The sequence below is a fragment of the Bacillus solitudinis genome, from assembly GCF_002797395.1.
GTDB lineage: Bacteria > Bacillota > Bacilli > Bacillales > Bacillaceae_D > Halalkalibacter_A > Halalkalibacter_A solitudinis.
On the sequence record NZ_KZ454943.1, the window covers coordinates 949,066 to 968,720 of the forward strand.

Here is a 19,655-nt window from a genome sequence, read left to right on the forward strand (position 1 = left end):
CTATATAGGAGTTCTGCTCTGCTTTTTAAGAAATCATATTAAGAATGGTTTTCCAAGCGTTTTCTTTTCCATACCCTGTTTCTGAAGAGAATAACACAATTGGGTCCTCTCCATGTTTTTCCAATTCTTTTTCAATGATACTTAAATGTTTTTGCCATTTTCCTTTAGGAACCTTATCGCATTTCGTTGCAATGATGATAACTGGAATATCAAAATGTTTTATCCAGTTATACATTAGCTTATCATCCTCAGAAGGTTTGTGACGAACATCGATAATTTGAATAACGGCTTTCAGCTGTTCACGCGTTTGAATGAAGGTTTCAATCATTTTTCCCCAAGCTTCACGCTCTGACTTCGACACTTTTGCAAAACCATAACCAGGAACATCAACAAAATGGATATGGTCGTTGATTTCATAAAAATTTAAGGTTTGTGTCTTTCCAGGACGCTGCGATGTTCTCGCTAAGCTTTTTCTGTTAATCATCTTATTGATAAATGAAGACTTCCCAACATTCGAACGGCCCGCTAAAGCGACCTCAGGTAGTTGCGTTTTTGGATATTGTTCAGGCTTTACTGCGACATGGGCAAGCTCTGCTTTTGTTACTTTCATTTACTTCTCTCCCAATGCGTGCTTCAATACCTCATCTAAATGTGATACGAGGATGAAAGTAAGTTCATTTCGAACACTTTCTGGTATATCCTCTAAATCCTTTTCATTATCTTCTGGAATGATAATGGTTTTTAGACCGGCACGATGCGCGCTCATTGATTTCTCTTTTAATCCACCTATTGGCAACACTCGTCCCCGAAGTGTGATTTCTCCAGTCATCCCAACTTCTTTTTTAACTTTTCGACCAGTTAAAGCAGACACAAGAGCTGTTGCCATTGTAATACCGGCTGAAGGCCCATCTTTCGGTGTTGCTCCTTCAGGAACGTGAATATGGATATCATTCTCTTCATGAAAACGTGGATTAATATCGAGTTCTTTTGACCTTGAGCGGATATAACTAAAGGCTGCTTGTGCAGATTCCTTCATTACATCCCCTAATTTACCCGTAAGCGTTAACTTCCCTTTTCCTGGTGCGATAGAAACCTCAATAGAAAGTGTATCTCCTCCTGCCGACGTATAAGCAAGACCAGTTGCAGCCCCTACTTGATCTTCAATTTCTGCAAGACCATAGCGAAAACGAGGCTTCCCTAACATTTCTTCCACTGTTTTATCTGTTAATATCACCTTTTTCTTGTCACCAGAAACAATAATTCTTGCCGCTTTACGACAGATTGTTGCCATTTGACGTTCTAAGTTGCGGACACCTGCCTCACGCGTATAATAGCGGATGACTTTTAAAATAGCTTCATCTTTTACTTGTAGCATGCTTTTTGTTAAGCCATGCTCTTTCACTTGCTTTGGTAACAAGTAATCTTTAGCAATATGCAGTTTTTCAAGCTCTGTATAACCCGCAATTGAAATGATTTCCATTCGATCAAGCAAAGGTCCAGGTATCATCCCGATATTATTTGCTGTGGTAACAAACATAACTTTCGAAAGATCATAAGGTTCTTCGATGTAATGATCACTGAACGTATTGTTTTGTTCTGGGTCAAGGACCTCGAGAAGGGCTGCTGAAGGATCACCTCGGAAATCATTTGCCATTTTATCAATTTCATCAAGTAAAAACACAGGATTGATTGATCCGGCTTTCTTCATTCCTTGTATGATTCGTCCAGGCATCGCTCCTACGTATGTACGCCGGTGACCACGAATCTCAGCCTCATCTCTAACCCCACCCAAAGAAATCCGGACAAAGTTTCGATTAAGGGAGCGAGCAATTGACCTAGCAAGTGACGTTTTCCCCACTCCTGGAGGTCCTGCTAAACAAAGTATCGGTCCTTTCAGCTCCCTTGTTAGCTGTTGCACAGCTAAATATTCTAGAACTCTTTCCTTTACTTTATCTAAACCATAGTGATCTTCGTTCAAAATCGTTTCTGCACGATTAACATCAAGATGATCCTCCGTTTCGTTAGTCCAAGGTAGCTGAACGAGCCAATCCAAGTAATTACGAAGAACCGAGCTTTCTGCTGAATTTGCAGGCATTTTTTCGTAACGATCCAATTCCTTTAAAGCTTTCTCACGAACAAAATCTGGCATATTCGCTTCCTCAATCTTTTCACGAAGCGTCGAAACTTCACCTGTTCGTCCTTCTTTATCACCGAGTTCTTTTTGAATGGCTTTCATTTGTTCACGCAAATAATATTCCTTCTGCGTTTTTTCCATTGATTTTTTTACGCGTTGACCAATCTTCTTCTCTAGTCCTAATACTTCTTGCTCGTTGTTTAGCGTTTCAATCAATTTAATCAACCGATCATGAACTGAGTTCATCTCAAGAAGCTCTTGTTTCTCCGCTAGCTTTAAAGGTAAATTAGACGCAATTACATCTGCTAGGCGTCCAGGTTCCGTAATATCAGCAACCGTTGCAAGCGTTTCTGGAGATATTTTCTTCGAGATTTTCGAGTACTGCTCGAACATTTTAAGGAGGTTTCGAATTATCGCTTTAATTTCAGCTGTTTGATATCCGTCTTTCTCCTCCAAAACTGAAATCTCGACTTTAAGATAGTCTTCATTTTTAACAAAGCTATCTATTTTTGCTCGGTGCAACCCTTCTACATGAATTCGAACGGTTCCATTTGGGAGCTTTAATAATTGCTTAACCTTTGCAAGTGTACCTATTTGATAAATTTCTTCCTCTTTCGGGTCATCGATTGAGATTTCCTTTTGCGTTGAAAGAAGAATTTCTTGTCCTTCATTCATCGCTTGCTCTAATGCCAATACAGACTTCGTTCTTCCTACATCCAAATGAAGCAGCATAGTTGGAAACACTAAAAGTCCACGTAATGGCAGTAGCGGAATATGTCGCTTTTCATTTATATCGACCATCCGCAAACACCTCCAAACTTCCTAATTCCAATTTCAATCCCCTATTTCAATTGATTATATTTCAGTTCGAATGAAACATCGAATAAAATAGTACTTTGTCAATATGATATTTGACCTTTCTCAATTTTATCTTATCCCCATTTCTTTGTCTAATGTTAAACAGGGCTTACTGTCGAATCCATGTTTGAACTTGCAGGAATGACTTCTTTGCTTAGGGTTCCTTCAATAGCAATTTCGAGAACTTCATCTAGATGTCTTACGCCAATAACCTCAATGTCTTTAATTTCTTGTAGAATAGCCTGTTCATTGTCCTTAGGAATGATAACCTGTTTAACCCCCGCGAGCTTAGCTGCCTCTACTTTAGCTACGACACCACCGATAGGTTTTACAGTTCCATGAATTCCAATCTCTCCTGTCATAGCCACAGTATTTTTAACTTTTTTCTTTTGAATCGCCGAAAAAATACCTGTTGCAATCGCCGTACCTGCGGAAGGACCATCGACAGGCGTACCACCAGGAAAATTAACATGGATATCATAATCAAACGTGGGAATTCCCATACGACGTAACACAGTTACAACATTCTCTACTGAACCCTTCGCCATACTCTTTCTGCGAATCGACCGCATCTGGTTACCTGTACTTTCTTCTTCTGCAATCCCCGTAATATTAATTGTTCCTTTTCCACGGTTTTCTATTACATTAACTTCAATTTCCAATACAGCCCCCATATTAGGTCCATACACCGCTAAACCATTTACTAAACCAATTGTTGATTCCTCATGGATTTTTCGTTCAGGACGTGGGGAGAGCTGACTGGAGTGAAGGACCCACTCAATGTCACTTAACGTAATCACTTCTCGTTGTTCAGCGGTAGCAATACCTGCAGAGATTTGGACGAGATTTACCGCTTCACGTCCATTTGTTGCATACTTGGCAATACGTTCAATTGCACCGTCTTCAGCCGTGAATTTTAATTTTTCCGTTGCCTTTTGTGCAATTTGAATGACTTCTTCTGGTTTTAAAGCGTGGAAGTATACTTCTAAGCAACGTGACCGGATAGCAGGAGGAATCTCCTCTGGATTTCGCGTTGTCGCACCAATTAGTCTGAAGTCTGCAGGAAGACCTTTTTGAAAAATCTCATGAATATGACGAGGAATCTGTTGATTTTCTTCACTATAGTAAGCACTTTCGAGAAAAACTTTCCGGTCTTCTAATACTTTTAGAAGTTTGTTTTGTTGAATGGAATGGAGTTCCCCGATTTCATCAATGAACAGAATACCACCATGTGCTTTTGTCACGGCCCCTGGTTTTGGTTGGGGAATCCCTGCTTGTCCCATTGCACCTGCCCCTTGATAGATTGGATCATGAACTGAACCAATTAGCGGGTCAGCTATTCCTCTTTCATCAAAGCGGGCTGTAGTACCATCGAGCTCAATAAATACTGCATCTTTTGAGAAGGGAGATTTCAAATTTTTCTTCGCTTCTTGTAACACAAGTCTAGCAGCCGCAGTTTTCCCCACACCCGGTGGTCCATAAACTATAACATGCTGAGGATTGGGTCCACATAATGCAGCACGTAACGTTCGAATTCCTTCCTTTTGACCAACAATATCTTTAAAGCTAATGGGACGTACCTTTTCAGATAACGGTTTACTGAGTGAGATTGCATTCATCTTATGAAGATGTTCCATTTCTTTTTTTGATTCCCGGTCGATCGTTACCTTTTGGTTTCGTTGATTCTTTAATAAATTCCAAAAATAGACCCCGATAACAATACCGAAGAATAACTGAACAATTAAAGCAATGCCTGTCCAATTCATGTAGTAGCCCCCCGAATAGAATAGTCTTTTGTTTTTCTTAGTATGACCGGGAAGCCCAACACTAACCAAAGAAATACAGAGAAAAACATGAAATTCGTCAGAGAAAGCGTGTTCAATTACGTTACTCAAATTTGGACTTTGGTTTCGCACACTGCTCATCCACATAGAATTGGCTAAGATATGGAATAGGTACCTTCAAACGATAAAACACCCCTCACTGTTGAGGGGTGTCGTTTAATTAATTACGCACTTTCCTTCGGTTCTTTCTTCGATAAAGAGATTTCTGTACCATCCTTTGTTTTTAAAGTCGGCATTTCATCCTCTGTTACACATTTCTCGTGAATGATACATTTAACAACATCTTCACGTGAAGGTAAGTCAAACATCACTTCAAGCATTAATCCTTCAATAATAGAACGTAGCCCACGTGCACCTGTTTTACGTTCTATCGCCTTTTTCGCAATTTCTACAAGCGCTTCATCTGTAAATTCAAGCTCTACATCATCAAGCTCTAGTAACTTCTGGTATTGCTTTACAAGAGCGTTTTTTGGTTTGGTTAATATTTCAACTAACGTATCAGCATCAAGCGGCTCTAAGCTCGAAATAACTGGCAAACGTCCAATAAACTCTGGAATTAAACCAAAACGAAGCAAGTCTTCTGGAAGAACCTTACCAAGATATTCCCCTGGCTTTAACTCTTCTTTATCAGCTACTTCAGATCCAAATCCAATGACCTTTTTACCTAGTCTTCGCTTAATAATTTGTTCAATTCCATCAAAAGCCCCTCCACAAATAAATAGAACATTTGTTGTATCGATTTGAATGAATTCCTGATGAGGATGCTTACGTCCACCTTGAGGAGGCACACTTGCCGTTGTCCCTTCAAGAATCTTTAGAAGGGCTTGCTGCACACCTTCCCCAGATACGTCTCTTGTAATTGAAGGGTTCTCTGATTTACGAGCAACCTTATCAATTTCATCAATATAGATAATCCCTTTTTCTGCTTTTTCTACATCGTAGTCAGCAGCTTGTATTAATTTCAAAAGAATATTTTCAACATCTTCCCCAACATAACCAGCTTCTGTAAGTGAAGTTGCATCAGCAATTGCAAATGGAACGTTTAAAATACGTGCTAATGTTTGAGCAAGAAGTGTCTTACCGCTACCAGTTGGTCCAATCATACAGATGTTACTCTTTGAAAGTTCTACATCTTCTGACCGGTTTAAAGAATTAATTCTCTTGTAGTGATTATAAACAGCAACCGAAAGTGACTTCTTCGCGCGGTCCTGGCCAATTACGTAATCATTAAGGATTTCTCGAATTTCTTGCGGTTTAGGAACTTCTTGAAACTCTACCTCTTCCTCTGTACCTAATTCTTCTTCCACAATCTCCGTACAAAGCTCAATACATTCATCACATATATATACACCAGGTCCTGCAACTAACTTGCGGACTTGGTCCTGAGTCTTTCCACAAAAAGAACATTTGAGTTGTCCTTTTTCATCATTAAATTTAAACATGCAAATCACCCCTCAAAAGTATTGTACCATTTCAATCTGCTCCCTGCCTATTGAACAGCTTGTTATGTAACAATCGAATCGTATGTTTAGATATTGTAACACAAGTTTAACTCCAAAACATAATCATAACCTTTACCTTATGTACTGCAATAATTGGAAGCAAGATTTCTCTAACTATACATTCAAGATAGTTAATTAAAAACCCTTTTTTCTTACCCTAGAAAGCCGGCCTCTTTGAAGTAATAGTCTATTTTATACAATGAAAGTAACTCTTATGATTCTTTTACTACTTCTCTTCAGCTTGTTCAATAAATACCCTCAACATACCATTCGAATGAAATTTCAAACGAGCTTTTTTGAGGGTGTTCAAAAAACAAGGTACGAAAAATTCGCACCTTGTTTAATAAACATTTACGCTTTTGCAGCTACTTTTGAGCTGTTTTCAACTAAAAACTCAACGGCTTTTTGAATTTTCAAATCACCTTTAATACCATCAAGTCCGCCTTGTGCAGCAAAGATTGACTTCAACTCTTCAACAGATCGTTGATACATTTCAGCCATTTTTTCAAGTTCTTTTTCAACTTCTTCATCAGAAACTTGAATATCTTCCGCTTCGGCAATAGCTTCTAACGTTAAGTTAATACGAACTCGTTTTTCACCGTCCACTTTGAACTGTTCACGCATTCCATCAGCATCTTGACCTGAGAATTGGTAATACATCTCTAGGTTCATGCCTTGAGTTTGTAAGCGTTGCTCAAATTCTTGTAACATGCGATCTACTTCCGTAGTAATCATTGATTGTGGAAGGTCGATTGTTGCGTTTTCAGCAGCCTTTTCAACTAATGTATCACGAACTTCGTGTTCAGCCTCATGCTCTCTATCCTTTTGAAGCTTATCTTTAAGTTCTTTTTTCAGTTCATCCAATGTTTGTACATTTTCATTTGCATCCTTTGCAAATTCATCGTCAAGTGCTGGAAGCTCTTTACGTTTAATATCGTGAAGCTTAACTTTAAACGTAGCTGGCTTTCCTGCTAAATCTGGAGCGTGATACTCCTCAGGAAAACTTACTTCTACGTCTTTTTCTTCTCCTGCTTTTAAGCCAACTAATTGTTCTTCAAATCCAGGGATAAACTGGTTTGAACCGATTTCTAGTGAATAATTTTCAGCTTTTCCTCCTTCGAATGCTTCGCCATCAACGAATCCTTCGAAATCAAGAACTGCTGTATCACCTGTTTCAACCGCTCCATCTTCAATAACAACAAGTTCAGCTTGACGCTCTTGTAATGTTTTTAACTCAGCATCTACATCTTCATCTGTAACATTTGTATCCTTTTCTACTACTTCTAAGCCCTTGTATTCTCCCAAAGTTACTTCTGGTTTCACGACAACCTTTGCCGTAAATACAAGGTTACTTCCTTTTTCCATTTTTTCAACATCAATCTCAGGACGGTCAACTGGCTCGATACCAGCCTCATCCACTGCGCTAGCATATGCTTCTGGAAGAAGAATATCAAGTGCATCTTGATACAAAGATTCTACTCCATATTGCTTTTCAAATAATGAACGAGGAACTTTACCTTTACGGAATCCTGGAACATTTACTTTCTTAACAACTTTTTTAAAAGCAGCATCTAGTGCAGCATCTACCTTTTCAGAAGCGACATCAATTGTCAATACGCCTTCGTTACCTTCTAACTTTTCCCACTTTGCAGTCATTACGCTTTCCCTCCAACTATACACTTCTTCATTTACAACCATTCTATTATAACATAATGCCTGTTCTTTTCAAATCCTAGTTATCCAAACGCCTTTTTCTGAGTTTCTTATCTATCTAAATCCCTCTAAAAACCTTGCTCTCAAGTTCAATAACTTCATTTCCCTTTTCCATTAAGAGCTTAAGAGAACAGCCGTAGATAGTAGCAATATCTTCTTCCGTTTCTTCTAGCCCTAACCGTTCAGAAGCAACAAGATGAAAGACCGCTCCCCATAAAGGAACTTCACTTGGGATCGGAAGGAACGGGTATACAATATAGAGGTGGGCCCAACATAATTGTTTGGCCATCTCTAACAAAATTGGGTTCTCATGTTCGAGCTGTTGTTCAAGCATATTGACAACACTCTGACCAAATTGCATTTCATACAATTCCTCTAGGGCGGCAGGGACGAATATGTCTTTTTGACCTAACTTCTCAACCGTAACTGGTCGTTCGATATTGTGCTTATGTAATACTTGCAGTGCCATACTTCTTAAAAATAAATCATGATTAACGTTTTCTATGTATGTAATTAAAGACTCAATGGCAACTGGGTGTGTGCTTGTTTTAAGTTCTTGAATACCTTGCCATTGTTTTTGTAGAGAATTATTTTCCAACAATTGAGCCGATCCATGAGTAAAGTCATCTCCTTGACTTTCGATCGTTTCAATTAACTCATTATCATCAATCATCTGTCTACTAAAATGAAGTAGTTGATAAAAAGACTCAGCAAATTGAGAGGGAATGCGATTTTCAGCAAGGACAGCATCCAATATGTCAACAACTTCTTGATAATAGCCTAACTGCACAAGAAGAGAGATATGAACTTGTAAATTGTCGTAATAATCCCCGATGCCTTCTTTTAGTAACGAGCTTGTAAGCTTTACAGCTTCTTCTAGCCTCCCAAGTTCAACTAGACTTAGCACAATTCCAAAACGTACTTGTGGGTTATCTGGTTCATGTTGCTCTGCTGAAACGAAATAATCATAAGCCGTTCTTGCTTCCTTTTTCTTTAAAGCATCCATTCCCTTTTCAATAAGACGCTTGACCAGCCCCGGATACAAGACGATATTTGAATCCTTTTTCCTTTTATGTTTGTCACTCATTGGCATACTCCACTCTTTTTGACCTTATCCTTTCCTTTTATTGTTCTATAAACACCTAAGGATTCCTCCTAGTGTATCAGCTTACCTATAACAATTCAATCAATCCTCTTGATAACGCTTTCAATTATAGTAGTAAAAAAGGAATTCGGTATTGGCCGAATTCCTTTTTTCTTAACGAGCTTCTTCAAAGGCTTTAATGTCATCTGCATAACGGAGTGTTAATCCGATTTCATCCCAACCATTTAAAAGCATTTCTTTCCAATATTGGTCAATCTCAAATGTTGCAGAAAAACCTTCTCCTACAATCGTTTGTTCTTTTAAATTAACTGTGAGGTCCAAAGCTTTGTCTGCACCTTTTTCAAGTAGCGTGTATACCTCTTCTTCTTTAAGACGAACGGGTAGCATCCCGTTCTTAACACAGTTATTAAAGAAAATATCAGCAAAGTTCGGAGCAATAACTACGCGAAAACCATAATCATGCAAAGCCCACGGTGCATGCTCACGAGATGATCCACAACCGAAGTTATGACCAGCTACTAAAATAGACGCACCTTTGGTATGTGGTTTATTTAATTCGAAATTAGGATTTTCAGAACCGTCGGCTTGGAAGCGCCAATCAAAAAATAAAAATTTCCCAAACCCAGTTCGTTCGACTCTCTTTAAAAATTGTTTTGGAATGATTTGGTCTGTGTCAACATTCACACGATTCATTGTTGCTGCTTTTCCTTCATGAATAACAAGTGGTTCCATTTTTGTACTCCCCCCTCTAGTTCTTTACTTCTTCTAGTGTACGCCAGTCTACAAAATGCCCCATAATTGCTGCCGCAGCTGCCATTTCTGGGCTAACAAGATGAGTACGTGCACCTTTACCTTGTCTTCCTTCAAAGTTGCGATTTGAAGTCGATGCACAACGTTCACCTTCAGGTACGACGTCTGGGTTCATACTTAAACACATGCTACACCCTGACTCACGCCATTCAAACCCAGCATTCTTAAAGATTTGGTCTAAACCTTCTTCTTCAGCTCGTTTTTTTACTTTTTGGGAACCAGGTACAATCATTGCGCGAACATGACTAGCTACTTTACGTCCTTTAACAATATTAGCAGCAGAACGAATATCACTTAAACGAGAGTTCGTACATGACCCGATAAACACATGTTGAATTTGAATGTCAGAGATTTTTGTACCTGACTTTAAATCCATATACTCTAAAGCTTGCTCAATACCACGCTTATCTGCATCAGTTATCGCGTCTTCAGGAGAAGGAACAACTTTTGAAATCCCAACGCCTTGTGAAGGATTTGTTCCCCACGTAACCATTGGTTCAATTTCAGAAGCGTCGATCGTTACACTTCTGTCGTAACTTGCATCCGCGTCTGTTGCTAGTGCGTTCCACTCAGCTACTTTTTTAGAGAATTCTTCACCTTTTGCTACATATTGGCGACCTTCTAAATAGTCAAATGTCACTTGATCTGGACTAATTAATCCTGCTTTAGCCCCAGCTTCAATTGACATATTACAAATCGTCATACGTTCTTCCATTGTTAAGCCACGAATCGCTTCCCCAGTAAATTCAATGACCGAACCATTTCCTACATCAACGCCAAATTTAGCAATAATACTTAGAATCACATCTTTCGCTGCAATACCTTCTGCAAGCTTCCCAGTTACTCGCACTTCCAACGTTTTTGGTTTGGATTGCCAGATTGTTTGAGTCGCTAATACATGCTCAACCTCACTCGTACCAATTCCAAAAGCTAACGCACCAAATGCACCATGTGTGGATGTGTGACTGTCTCCACAAACAATTGTTTTTCCAGGCTGAGTTAATCCAAGCTCAGGTCCAATAACATGGACAATTCCATTTTCAGGGTTTTTCAAATCAGCAATATCAATGCCAAACTCTTTACAGTTCTCAGAAAGAGTATCCATTTGTTTACGAGCAATAGCATCCGTAATATCATAACGATTAACTGTCGGCACATTATGATCCATCGTTGCAAACGTTAAATCTGGTCGACGAACTTTCCTATCAGCAAGTCTTAATCCTTCAAATGCTTGTGGAGACGTCACTTCATGAACCAAATGAAGATCGATATAAAGAAGACTTGGTTTCCCTTCTTCCGCTAACACTTCATGAGCATCCCAAATTTTTTCTATAATCGTTTTAGGTGTCATCCAATTTCCCTCCCATTTTATTTATCTATTTTTCTACAATTCGGTAATTTCCCTTTTATAGAGGCCGATTTTTAAAGAGAGAGCAATGGATTTTCTCCATTGCTCCTCAACATTACACCGTTACTTTTGCAAGTACCTCAAGTAATTTATCAGTCATTTCATCCGTTGACAGAGACTTTTCTCCTTCACGAGCTAAGTCAGCTGTTCGGTAACCTTCACTTAAAACTGTATCAAGTGCCTGTTGTACGGCATCTGCTTCTTTTTCTAAAGAAAACTCATACTTTAACATCATCCCAATGGAAGCAATTGTTGCCAATGGGTTTGCAAGACCTTTTCCGGCAATATCAGGGGCTGATCCATGAATTGGCTCATATAACCCAGGACCACCATCACTTAAACTCGATGAAGGAAGCATTCCAAGTGAACCTGTTAGCATTGAAGCTTCATCACTTAAAATGTCGCCAAACATATTTTCCGTAACCATTACATCAAATTGACGGGGGTTACGAATAAGTTGCATAGCTGCATTATCGACGAGCATATGCTCAAGTTCAACCTGCGGGAAATCCTTAGCTATTTCAATAGCAACTTCACGCCAAACTCGACTAGATTCAAGAACATTTGCTTTATCTACTGACGTCACTTTTCCCCGACGGACCGCAGCAAGTTCAAATCCTTTTCGAACAATACGCTCAATCTCAGAACGAGTATAAGTTAACGTATCAACAACAACCTCTTCACCATTTTGCTGGCGTCTTTCGCGAGGTTCACCAAAATATATGCCGCCTGTTAATTCGCGCACAATTAATAAATCTACACCTTTGATAACTTCTTCCTTTAATGTAGAAGCTTCTGATAAGCTTTCATACACTGTAACTGGTCGTAAATTTGCAAAAAGTTGAAGAGCTTTACGAATACCGAGTAATCCTTTTTCAGGACGTAGATGCCCCGGAAGTGTATCCCACTTCGGTCCCCCAACTGCACCTAAGAGAATCGCATCGCTCTGCTTACAGATTTCAACGGTCGCTTCAGGTAATGGTGTGTTTTCTTCATCAATCGCTACGCCACCTATTTTGCCGTAGGTGTATGTAAACTCATGATTAAATATTCGACCAATTTCATTAAGAACTCGAATCCCTGCGCTTACAACTTCTGGGCCAATCCCATCACCAGGGAGAACTGCTATGTTCTTTTTCATTTTCCACTCCCCCTAAATGTTGACGTGCTTTGTACGTTCAATGTTGTATTTCTTGCGATTAATCGTTCTGTTTACTGCGTTTATATACGCTTTTGCTGAAGCTTCTAAAACATCATGTGCTGTCCCACGACCTGTGGATTCAATTCCATCATATTTCACTTTGACAAATACTTCTGCTAAAGCGTCACGACCCGCACTAATTGATTGAATACGATAATCTTCTAATACAATTGGAGCATCAACAATTCGTTCAAGTGTATTATAAATTGCTTCTACACTTCCTGAACCCGTTGCCGCTTCCTGAATAATTTCTTGAGAAGGTATTTTCATGGTGACTGTCGCTGTGGGAATATTGTTCGTTCCATAATTAACTTGAAGGGATTCAAGTTCATAATAGGAAACGGCATCTCCTAGCGTTGCTTCTGTCATAAGAGCAAATAAGTCATCCTCTGTGATATCCTTCTTTTTGTCCGCTAAATCTTTAAACGCCTTGAAAATCCGCTCCAGTTGTTCATCATTCCCAGCGAATCCAAGCTCAACTAATTTATCTTTAAAAGCATGCCGCCCCGAATGTTTACCAAGGACCATGCGATTTGAAGAAACACCTACAAGCTCCGGAGTAATGATTTCGTAAGTTTCTTTATTCTTTAACACACCGTCTTGGTGAATACCAGATTCATGTGCAAAAGCGTTTAACCCAACAACTGCCTTATTATTCGGAACAACCATTCCTGTAAGCTTACTTACGAGTGAACTTGTTCTCTTAATTTCTTTAAGCGTTAACCCTGTATCCGCTTTATAGTAGTCATTACGGATAGTAAGAGCAACTGCGATTTCTTCTAAAGCCGCATTACCTGCACGCTCACCGATTCCATTCATTGTACACTCGACCTGACCTGCACCATTTTGAATGGCTGCTAACGAATTGGCAACCGCCATCCCTAAATCATCATGGTTATGTGTTGATAAAATTGCTTTATGAATATTAGGAACATGTTCCGTTACATAACGGAACATGTTACCAATTTCATGAGGCGTTGTAAATCCAACAGTATCGGGTAGATTAATCACAGTTGCACCAGCATCAATGACTGCCTCAATAATCCTTGCTAAAAATGGTAGCTCTGTACGACTTGCATCCTCTGCGGACCATTGAACTTGTGGAAATTTGGCAGCTGAACGTTTGACCGCTGCAACCGCCGCCTCGACTACTTCATTTGATGTCATCCGAAGCTTATATTCCATATGAATAGGAGATGTTGCAATAAACACGTGAATTCTTGGCTCAGCACTACCTTTTAACGCTTCCCAGGCTGTGTCAATATCACTATGAACTGATCGGGCTAATCCCGTAACAGAACAGTTTTTAATCGTGTCAGCAATAGCTTTCACTGAATTAAAATCACCTTTTGAAGAGGCTGGAAAACCAGCCTCCATAATATCAACGCCAAGTCGTTCAAGTTGCTTGGCAATCTCCATTTTTTCTTCAAAGTTCAGGTTAACGCCAGCAGATTGTTCACCATCGCGTAACGTCGTGTCGAAGACGTTAATTTTTCGCACTACCGACCACTCCTTAGATTTTTGATTTAGCCTTTACAAACGGCATCATTTCACGAAGCTCACGACCAACCACTTCAATAGGATGTTGGCTTTCAGCTCTTGTAATAGCTGTGAATTCAGGACGGTTAGCTTGGTTTTCAAGGATCCAGCCTTTAGCAAATTTACCTGTTTGAATATCTGTAAGTACTTTTTTCATTGCTTTTTTCGTATCATCAGTGATGATTTGAGGACCAGCTACATAATCTCCCCATTGTGCTGTGTCAGAAATTGAATAACGCATTGTTTCAAGTCCACCTTCATACATAAGGTCAACAATTAATTTTAATTCGTGAAGACACTCGAAATAAGCAACTTCTGGTTGGTAACCCGCTTCAACAAGTGTTTCAAAACCAGCTTTAACAAGTGCAGAAGCCCCTCCACAAAGAACAGCTTGCTCACCGAAAAGATCTGTTTCTGTTTCTTCTTGGAATGTTGTTTCAAGAACGCCTGCACGTGCAGAACCAATTTGCTTCGCATATGCTAATGCGATATCTTTCGCATTACCAGTAGCATCTTGATATACAGCGATTAATCCTGGTACACCGCCACCCTCTTCAAACACACGACGTACTAAATGACCAGGTCCTTTTGGAGCTGCAAGGAACACGTCAACGTTACTTGGTGGAACGATTTGATTAAAGTGAATGTTAAAACCATGAGCAAATGCCAATGTTTTACCTTCTGTTAATTCAGGCTCAATTTCATTTTTGTAAACAGTTGGTTGAAGCTCATCTGGAAGAAGAATCATGATTAGGTCTGCTTGAGCAGCTGCTTCACGAACCGAAACTACTTCAAAACCATCTTTAACAGCTTTATCCCATGATTTACCAGGACGAAGACCAATGATAACATCTTGACCACTTTCACGCATATTTAATGAATGAGCATGCCCTTGAGAACCGTAACCGATAACGGCAACTTTCTTACCTTTTAAAATTCCTTCATTTACATCTGAGTTATAATAAACCTTTGCCATAATAAAATCTCTCCCTTTTCCTTTGAATGATAAATTTATTTTAATTTTTTAAATTAAAATTTAGTTAATGAGGCTTAAACGATATGGATCGTTAAGTGCCTTTTTGTTACCACGATTAAAGGCTGTTATACCTGTACGTGCCAATTCTTTAATGCCATAAGGGCGTAATAAATCAATAAACGCCTCGACCTTTGGTTGATCACCAGTTATTTGAATTGTCATACTCTCGCGCCCCACATCAAGTGTGGAGGCGCGGAATGTATTAACAAGAGCAGCAACCTCACCACGTTGCTGTGGAGTCACCACGATTTTAATCAGAGCTAACTCTCTTGCAACAATGGACTCATCGGTAATATCCTTTACTTTTAAAACATCGACTTGCTTATTTAATTGCTTTGTTACCTGTTCGATGTTTTCCATACTATCAACAAGGACAACAAATGTCATCCTTGAGATAGCTGGATTTTCAGTAACACCTACTGTAATGCTTTCAATATTAAAATGTCTTCTTGCAAATAATCCTGTAATTCGATTAAGAACACCAGCCGTATTATTAACGAGCGCGGTAATTGTTCGCTTCATCATGGCTTAATCCCCTCCATTTGATGATGCCCTTTACCTGGAGCAATCATCGGATACACATTCTCTTCTTTTGCAACACGGAAGTCCATAAGAACCGGACCAGGATGTGCAAGCATTTCCTTCAATGCTGAACGAACCTCTGAAAGCTTTTCAACTTTCATTCCTTTTATGTCATAAGCATCAGCTAGTTTAACAAAGTTTGGCTGAATCGGGAACAAAGAGTTTGAATAGCGTTCTCCATGGAATAATTGTTGCCACTGACGTACCATACCAAGCGATGCGTTGTTTACAATGACAATTTTCACTGGAAGATTTAACTCTTGAAGAATTGATAATTCCTGTGCCGTCATTTGGAATCCTGCATCACCAATAACCGCAACTACCGGTGTCTCTGGTTCTGCAAACTGTGCACCGATGGCTGCTGGGAAACCAAAGCCCATCGTACCAAGTCCACCTGAAGTTACCCAACGGTGTGGTTTATTAAATTTATAAAATTGAGCTGACCACATTTGATGCTGACCTACATCAGTTGTAACGATGGCTTCACCTTTTGTTTCTTCATATATCATTTTGATTAGATGCTGAGGCTTAATTGTCTCGCCATCCTCTTGATACCACAATGGATACTCAGTCTTCATCGCCTTGAGTTCGGCTCTCCATGCTGCATTATCACCTGGTTGACCATTTTCCGCAATTAACATTTCTAATGCTTTTTTCGCATCGCCAACGACTGGTATTTCCGTTTTAACATTTTTCCCGATTTCAGCAGGATCAATATCAATATGAACCACTTTGGCATATGGAGAAAAGTGAGCAAGGTTTCCAGTTAAACGGTCATCAAAACGAGCACCAATACTAATTAATAAGTCAGAATCGTGTAAAGCCATGTTTGCTGAATACGTTCCGTGCATACCACCCATACCGAGGTGGAGTTCATGTTCACCCGGGAAGCCACCTAAGCCTAGAAGAGTATTTACAAGCGGAATTTGTTGTTGCTCAACATACTTAGCAAGTTCTTCAGATGCTCTTGCGTGTAGTACACCAGCCCCAGCTAAAATTACCGGCTTTTTCGCTTCTGTAACAGCTTCGACTACTTTCCGAATTTGTAATTTGTTTGGAACCACTGTAGGTTGATATCCTGGTAAGTCGACTTCTTTATCATAACTAAACATTCCTGTTTCAAGTGAAATGTCTTTGGGTAAATCAATAACAACGGGACCTGGTCTACCAGTTGTCGCAATATGAAAGGCTTCTTTTACAATTCTTGGAAGTTCTTCTACTGAACGGACTTGATAGTTATGCTTTGTAATTGGCATCGTGATTCCGAGAATATCAGCCTCTTGGAATGCATCTGTACCAATGACAGTTGTGGCTACTTGACCCGTGATTACCACGAGTGGTAACGAATCAATCATGGCATCTGCGATACCTGTAATAACATTCGTTGCACCAGGACCTGATGTAACGATACATACCCCAGGTTTCCCTGAAACTCGAGCGTAACCTTCTGCTGCGTGAATAGCACCTTGTTCATGGCGAGCTAAAATGTGACGAACACCCATTTTGTAGATTTCATCGTACGTAGGTAAAATTGCTCCGCCGGGATAACCAAAAATGACTTCGACACCCTCATGAGCAAGCGCCTCTAGTAACATACCCGAACCTGTTAATTCTTTTGTTGGTTCACTCGTCTGCTGCTCTTTGTTTCTCACTTTTGCATTCATCCTCTTTTCCTCCTTACAAAATCGTCTTAATTATAGGCCATCCACAACAATTTGAACCTGTCTTCAAAAATACAAACAAAAAAATCTTCCCACCCCATAGGAAGCCGCGTTGGCGACTGAAGGGGTGAAAAGATTCTTTCCACGGTACCACCCTTATTCATCGAACAAAAAAGCATTCGATCTTACGGATAAGCTTTTGCTTATCACATTTTGGTAACGAGTGCTGTGTACACTCGACCAGCCTTAATAGAATGAATCGTTCAGGCTGATACTCAGAGGTGAGCTTCCCTACCTTAGCAACACCGTATCTCAGCAATTACGGCTCTCTGTTGATGCCTCAAATAAGTACTTTTCCTCTTCAACGTTTTATCTATTAGATTTTCATAACCCCACCAGTATTAGCAGATGTTACGAGTTTTGAATAACGAGCAAGATATCCTTTTTTGACTTTAGGTTCAGGTTCTACCCAGTTCTCCTTGCGCGCTGCATGAGTTTCCTCTGTAACGAGCCACTCAATTGAACGATTTGTAAGGTCGATACGAATCTTATCGCCATTTTCTACAAAAGCGATAGGCCCACCTTCTGCAGCTTCAGGTGAGATATGACCGATTGAAATTCCTCTAGATGCTCCTGAGAAACGTCCGTCTGTAATAAGTGCTACCTTTGTACCAAGACCTCTACCAGCAATTGCTGAAGTAGGAGCAAGCATCTCTGGCATTCCTGGGCCACCTTTTGGACCTTCATAGCGAATAACCACAACATGACCTGCTTTTACAAGACCATCATCAATTCCTTTTTGTGCTTCTTCTTGTGATTCAAAGACGATAGCTTCACCTTCGAATACTTTTATTGAAGGGTCAACAGCTCCAACCTTGATAACACTCCCATCTGGTGCAAGGTTACCAAACAGAACAGAAAGTCCACCTACTGGGCTATATGGATTATCTTTACGTCGAATAACATCATCATTTAAAATCTCAAAATCCTTGACGGTTTCATATATAGTTTTACCACTAATCGTGATACGTTCTGGATGAATAGCACCTTCAATAGAACAAAGTTCTTTAATGATTGCACTTACTCCACCGGCTTTGTGTACATCATCCATCGAGTAGTCAGAAGCTGGACTAATTTTAGATAAGTACGGAACTCGTTCCGCAACTTCATTTATTCGATTTAAATCATAATCAATCTCTGCTTCATATGCAATAGCTAGTGTGTGTAAAACAGTATTAGTTGAACCACCCATAGCCATATCTAATGCAAATGCATCATCAATTGTGTCTTTTGTAACTATATCACGTGGACGTATATCTTTTTCAATAAGGGTCATAAGGTGTTTTGCAGCGTCTTTAATAAGCTGATGACGTCCTTCTGATGTCGCAACAAGTGTACCATTTCCGGGTAATGCAAGTCCAAGCATTTCCATTAATGAGTTCATAGAATTTGCAGTGAACATTCCAGAACATGATCCACAGGTTGGACAAGCTGATTGCTCAATTTCTAAAAGCTCTTCTCTTGTCATTTTCCCTGAACCAACAGCTCCTACTCCTTCGAAAACTGAAACGAGCGAAAGACTTTTCCCATCTTTAGTACGTCCAGCTTCCATCGGGCCCCCTGAAACAAATACTGCAGGCACATTCGTGCGAACAGCCGCCATCAACATTCCTGGTGTGATTTTGTCACAGTTCGGAATATAAAAGACACCATCAAACCAGTGTGCATTTATAACAGTTTCAGCTGCATCACAGATGATTTCTCGACTTGGTAAGGAATAGCGCATACCAATATGACCCATTGCAATACCATCATCGACTCCGATTGTATTAAATTCAAAAGGTATCCCGCCAGCTTCACGGATAGCTTCTTTTGCTACTTCTGCAAATTTATTCAGGTGCATATGACCTGGAATAATGTCGATATATGAATTACAAACGCCAATGAACGGTTTGTCCATATCCTCTTCTTTTACTCCAGCCGCACGAAGTAAGCTTCGATGTGGCGCACGGTCAATCCCCTTTTTAATCATATTACTTCTCATCGAATCTCTCCCAGTCTTGTTACTTTTTATCTAAAACTTCTGTTTTGTAATTATATCAATATAATAATGAAGAGCTTGAAAAAATAGTTTCTCTAAATATCATAAAGTGAAAGCTTTCATTTTTCAATATAATCTTTAAAAGGGGGATTATTACCAACCAATTTTTCTATAACAGCTAGTAAATCCGGCAAGAAAATTGTCAAATCTTCTTTCATGTT

14 protein-coding genes and 1 other annotated feature are annotated in these 19,655 nt (G+C 39.6%); all 14 genes read right to left on the bottom strand.

Annotation, left to right across the window (positions count from 1 at the left end):
- Positions 1–25: 25 nt before the first annotated feature.
- Positions 26–610 (bottom strand): ribosome biogenesis GTP-binding protein YihA/YsxC, encoded by a 585-nt coding sequence (yihA, locus tag CEF19_RS04765; protein ID WP_100405022.1) that lies wholly within the window; start codon positions 608–610, stop codon positions 26–28.
- Positions 611–2,935: an endopeptidase La gene (gene lon / locus CEF19_RS04770; RefSeq protein ID WP_100405023.1), complete on the bottom strand. Its 2,325-nt coding sequence runs from the start codon at positions 2,933–2,935 to the stop codon at positions 611–613. It abuts the gene before it with no gap.
- 155 nt (positions 2,936–3,090) lie between these two features.
- Positions 3,091–4,758, bottom strand: coding sequence for an ATP-dependent protease LonB (gene lonB, locus CEF19_RS04775; RefSeq protein ID WP_100405024.1), 1,668 nt, complete (start codon positions 4,756–4,758; stop codon positions 3,091–3,093).
- Between the two features lie 242 nt (positions 4,759–5,000).
- Positions 5,001–6,278 (bottom strand): ATP-dependent protease ATP-binding subunit ClpX, encoded by a 1,278-nt coding sequence (gene clpX, locus CEF19_RS04780; RefSeq protein ID WP_100405025.1) that lies wholly within the window; start codon positions 6,276–6,278, stop codon positions 5,001–5,003.
- A 411-nt stretch (positions 6,279–6,689) separates the two neighbouring features.
- On the bottom strand, positions 6,690–7,994 hold the full coding sequence (gene tig, locus CEF19_RS04785) for a trigger factor (protein ID WP_100405026.1): 1,305 nt from the start codon (positions 7,992–7,994) through the stop codon (positions 6,690–6,692).
- A 115-nt stretch (positions 7,995–8,109) separates the two neighbouring features.
- On the bottom strand, positions 8,110–9,138 hold the full coding sequence (locus CEF19_RS04790) for a tetratricopeptide repeat protein (protein ID WP_100405027.1): 1,029 nt from the start codon (positions 9,136–9,138) through the stop codon (positions 8,110–8,112).
- Positions 9,139–9,309: 171 nt separating this feature from the next.
- A complete protein-coding gene (gene leuD, locus CEF19_RS04795; RefSeq protein WP_100405028.1) occupies positions 9,310–9,888 on the bottom strand; it encodes a 3-isopropylmalate dehydratase small subunit in 579 nt (192 codons plus the stop codon).
- A gap of 16 nt (positions 9,889–9,904) precedes the next feature.
- A complete protein-coding gene (gene leuC / locus CEF19_RS04800) occupies positions 9,905–11,317 on the bottom strand; it encodes a 3-isopropylmalate dehydratase large subunit (RefSeq protein WP_100405029.1) in 1,413 nt (470 codons plus the stop codon).
- Positions 11,318–11,429: 112 nt separating this feature from the next.
- The gene (gene leuB, locus CEF19_RS04805) at positions 11,430–12,515 is read right to left on the bottom strand and encodes a 3-isopropylmalate dehydrogenase (protein ID WP_100405030.1); all 1,086 of its coding nucleotides are present in this window, start codon (positions 12,513–12,515) and stop codon (positions 11,430–11,432) included.
- Between the two features lie 12 nt (positions 12,516–12,527).
- The gene (locus CEF19_RS04810) at positions 12,528–14,075 is read right to left on the bottom strand and encodes a 2-isopropylmalate synthase (RefSeq protein ID WP_100405031.1); all 1,548 of its coding nucleotides are present in this window, start codon (positions 14,073–14,075) and stop codon (positions 12,528–12,530) included.
- Between the two features lie 13 nt (positions 14,076–14,088).
- Positions 14,089–15,090 carry a ketol-acid reductoisomerase gene (ilvC, locus tag CEF19_RS04815; RefSeq protein WP_100405032.1) on the bottom strand — a complete coding sequence of 334 codons (1,002 nt, stop codon included), beginning with the start codon at positions 15,088–15,090 and terminating at the stop codon, positions 14,089–14,091.
- Between the two features lie 60 nt (positions 15,091–15,150).
- A complete protein-coding gene (gene ilvN / locus CEF19_RS04820; protein ID WP_100408208.1) occupies positions 15,151–15,672 on the bottom strand; it encodes an acetolactate synthase small subunit in 522 nt (173 codons plus the stop codon).
- Complete coding sequence (ilvB, locus tag CEF19_RS04825; protein WP_100405033.1) at positions 15,672–17,396, bottom strand: acetolactate synthase large subunit; 1,725 nt, start codon at positions 17,394–17,396, stop codon at positions 15,672–15,674. The genes ilvN and ilvB overlap by 1 nt, the downstream gene beginning before the upstream one ends.
- 117 nt (positions 17,397–17,513) lie before the next feature.
- Positions 17,514–17,767, bottom strand: a binding site (T-box leader).
- Positions 17,768–17,769: 2 nt separating this feature from the next.
- Positions 17,770–19,437, bottom strand: a complete 1,668-nt coding sequence (gene ilvD, locus CEF19_RS04830; protein WP_100405034.1) for a dihydroxy-acid dehydratase — start codon at positions 19,435–19,437, stop codon at positions 17,770–17,772.
- Positions 19,438–19,655 lie beyond the last annotated feature (218 nt).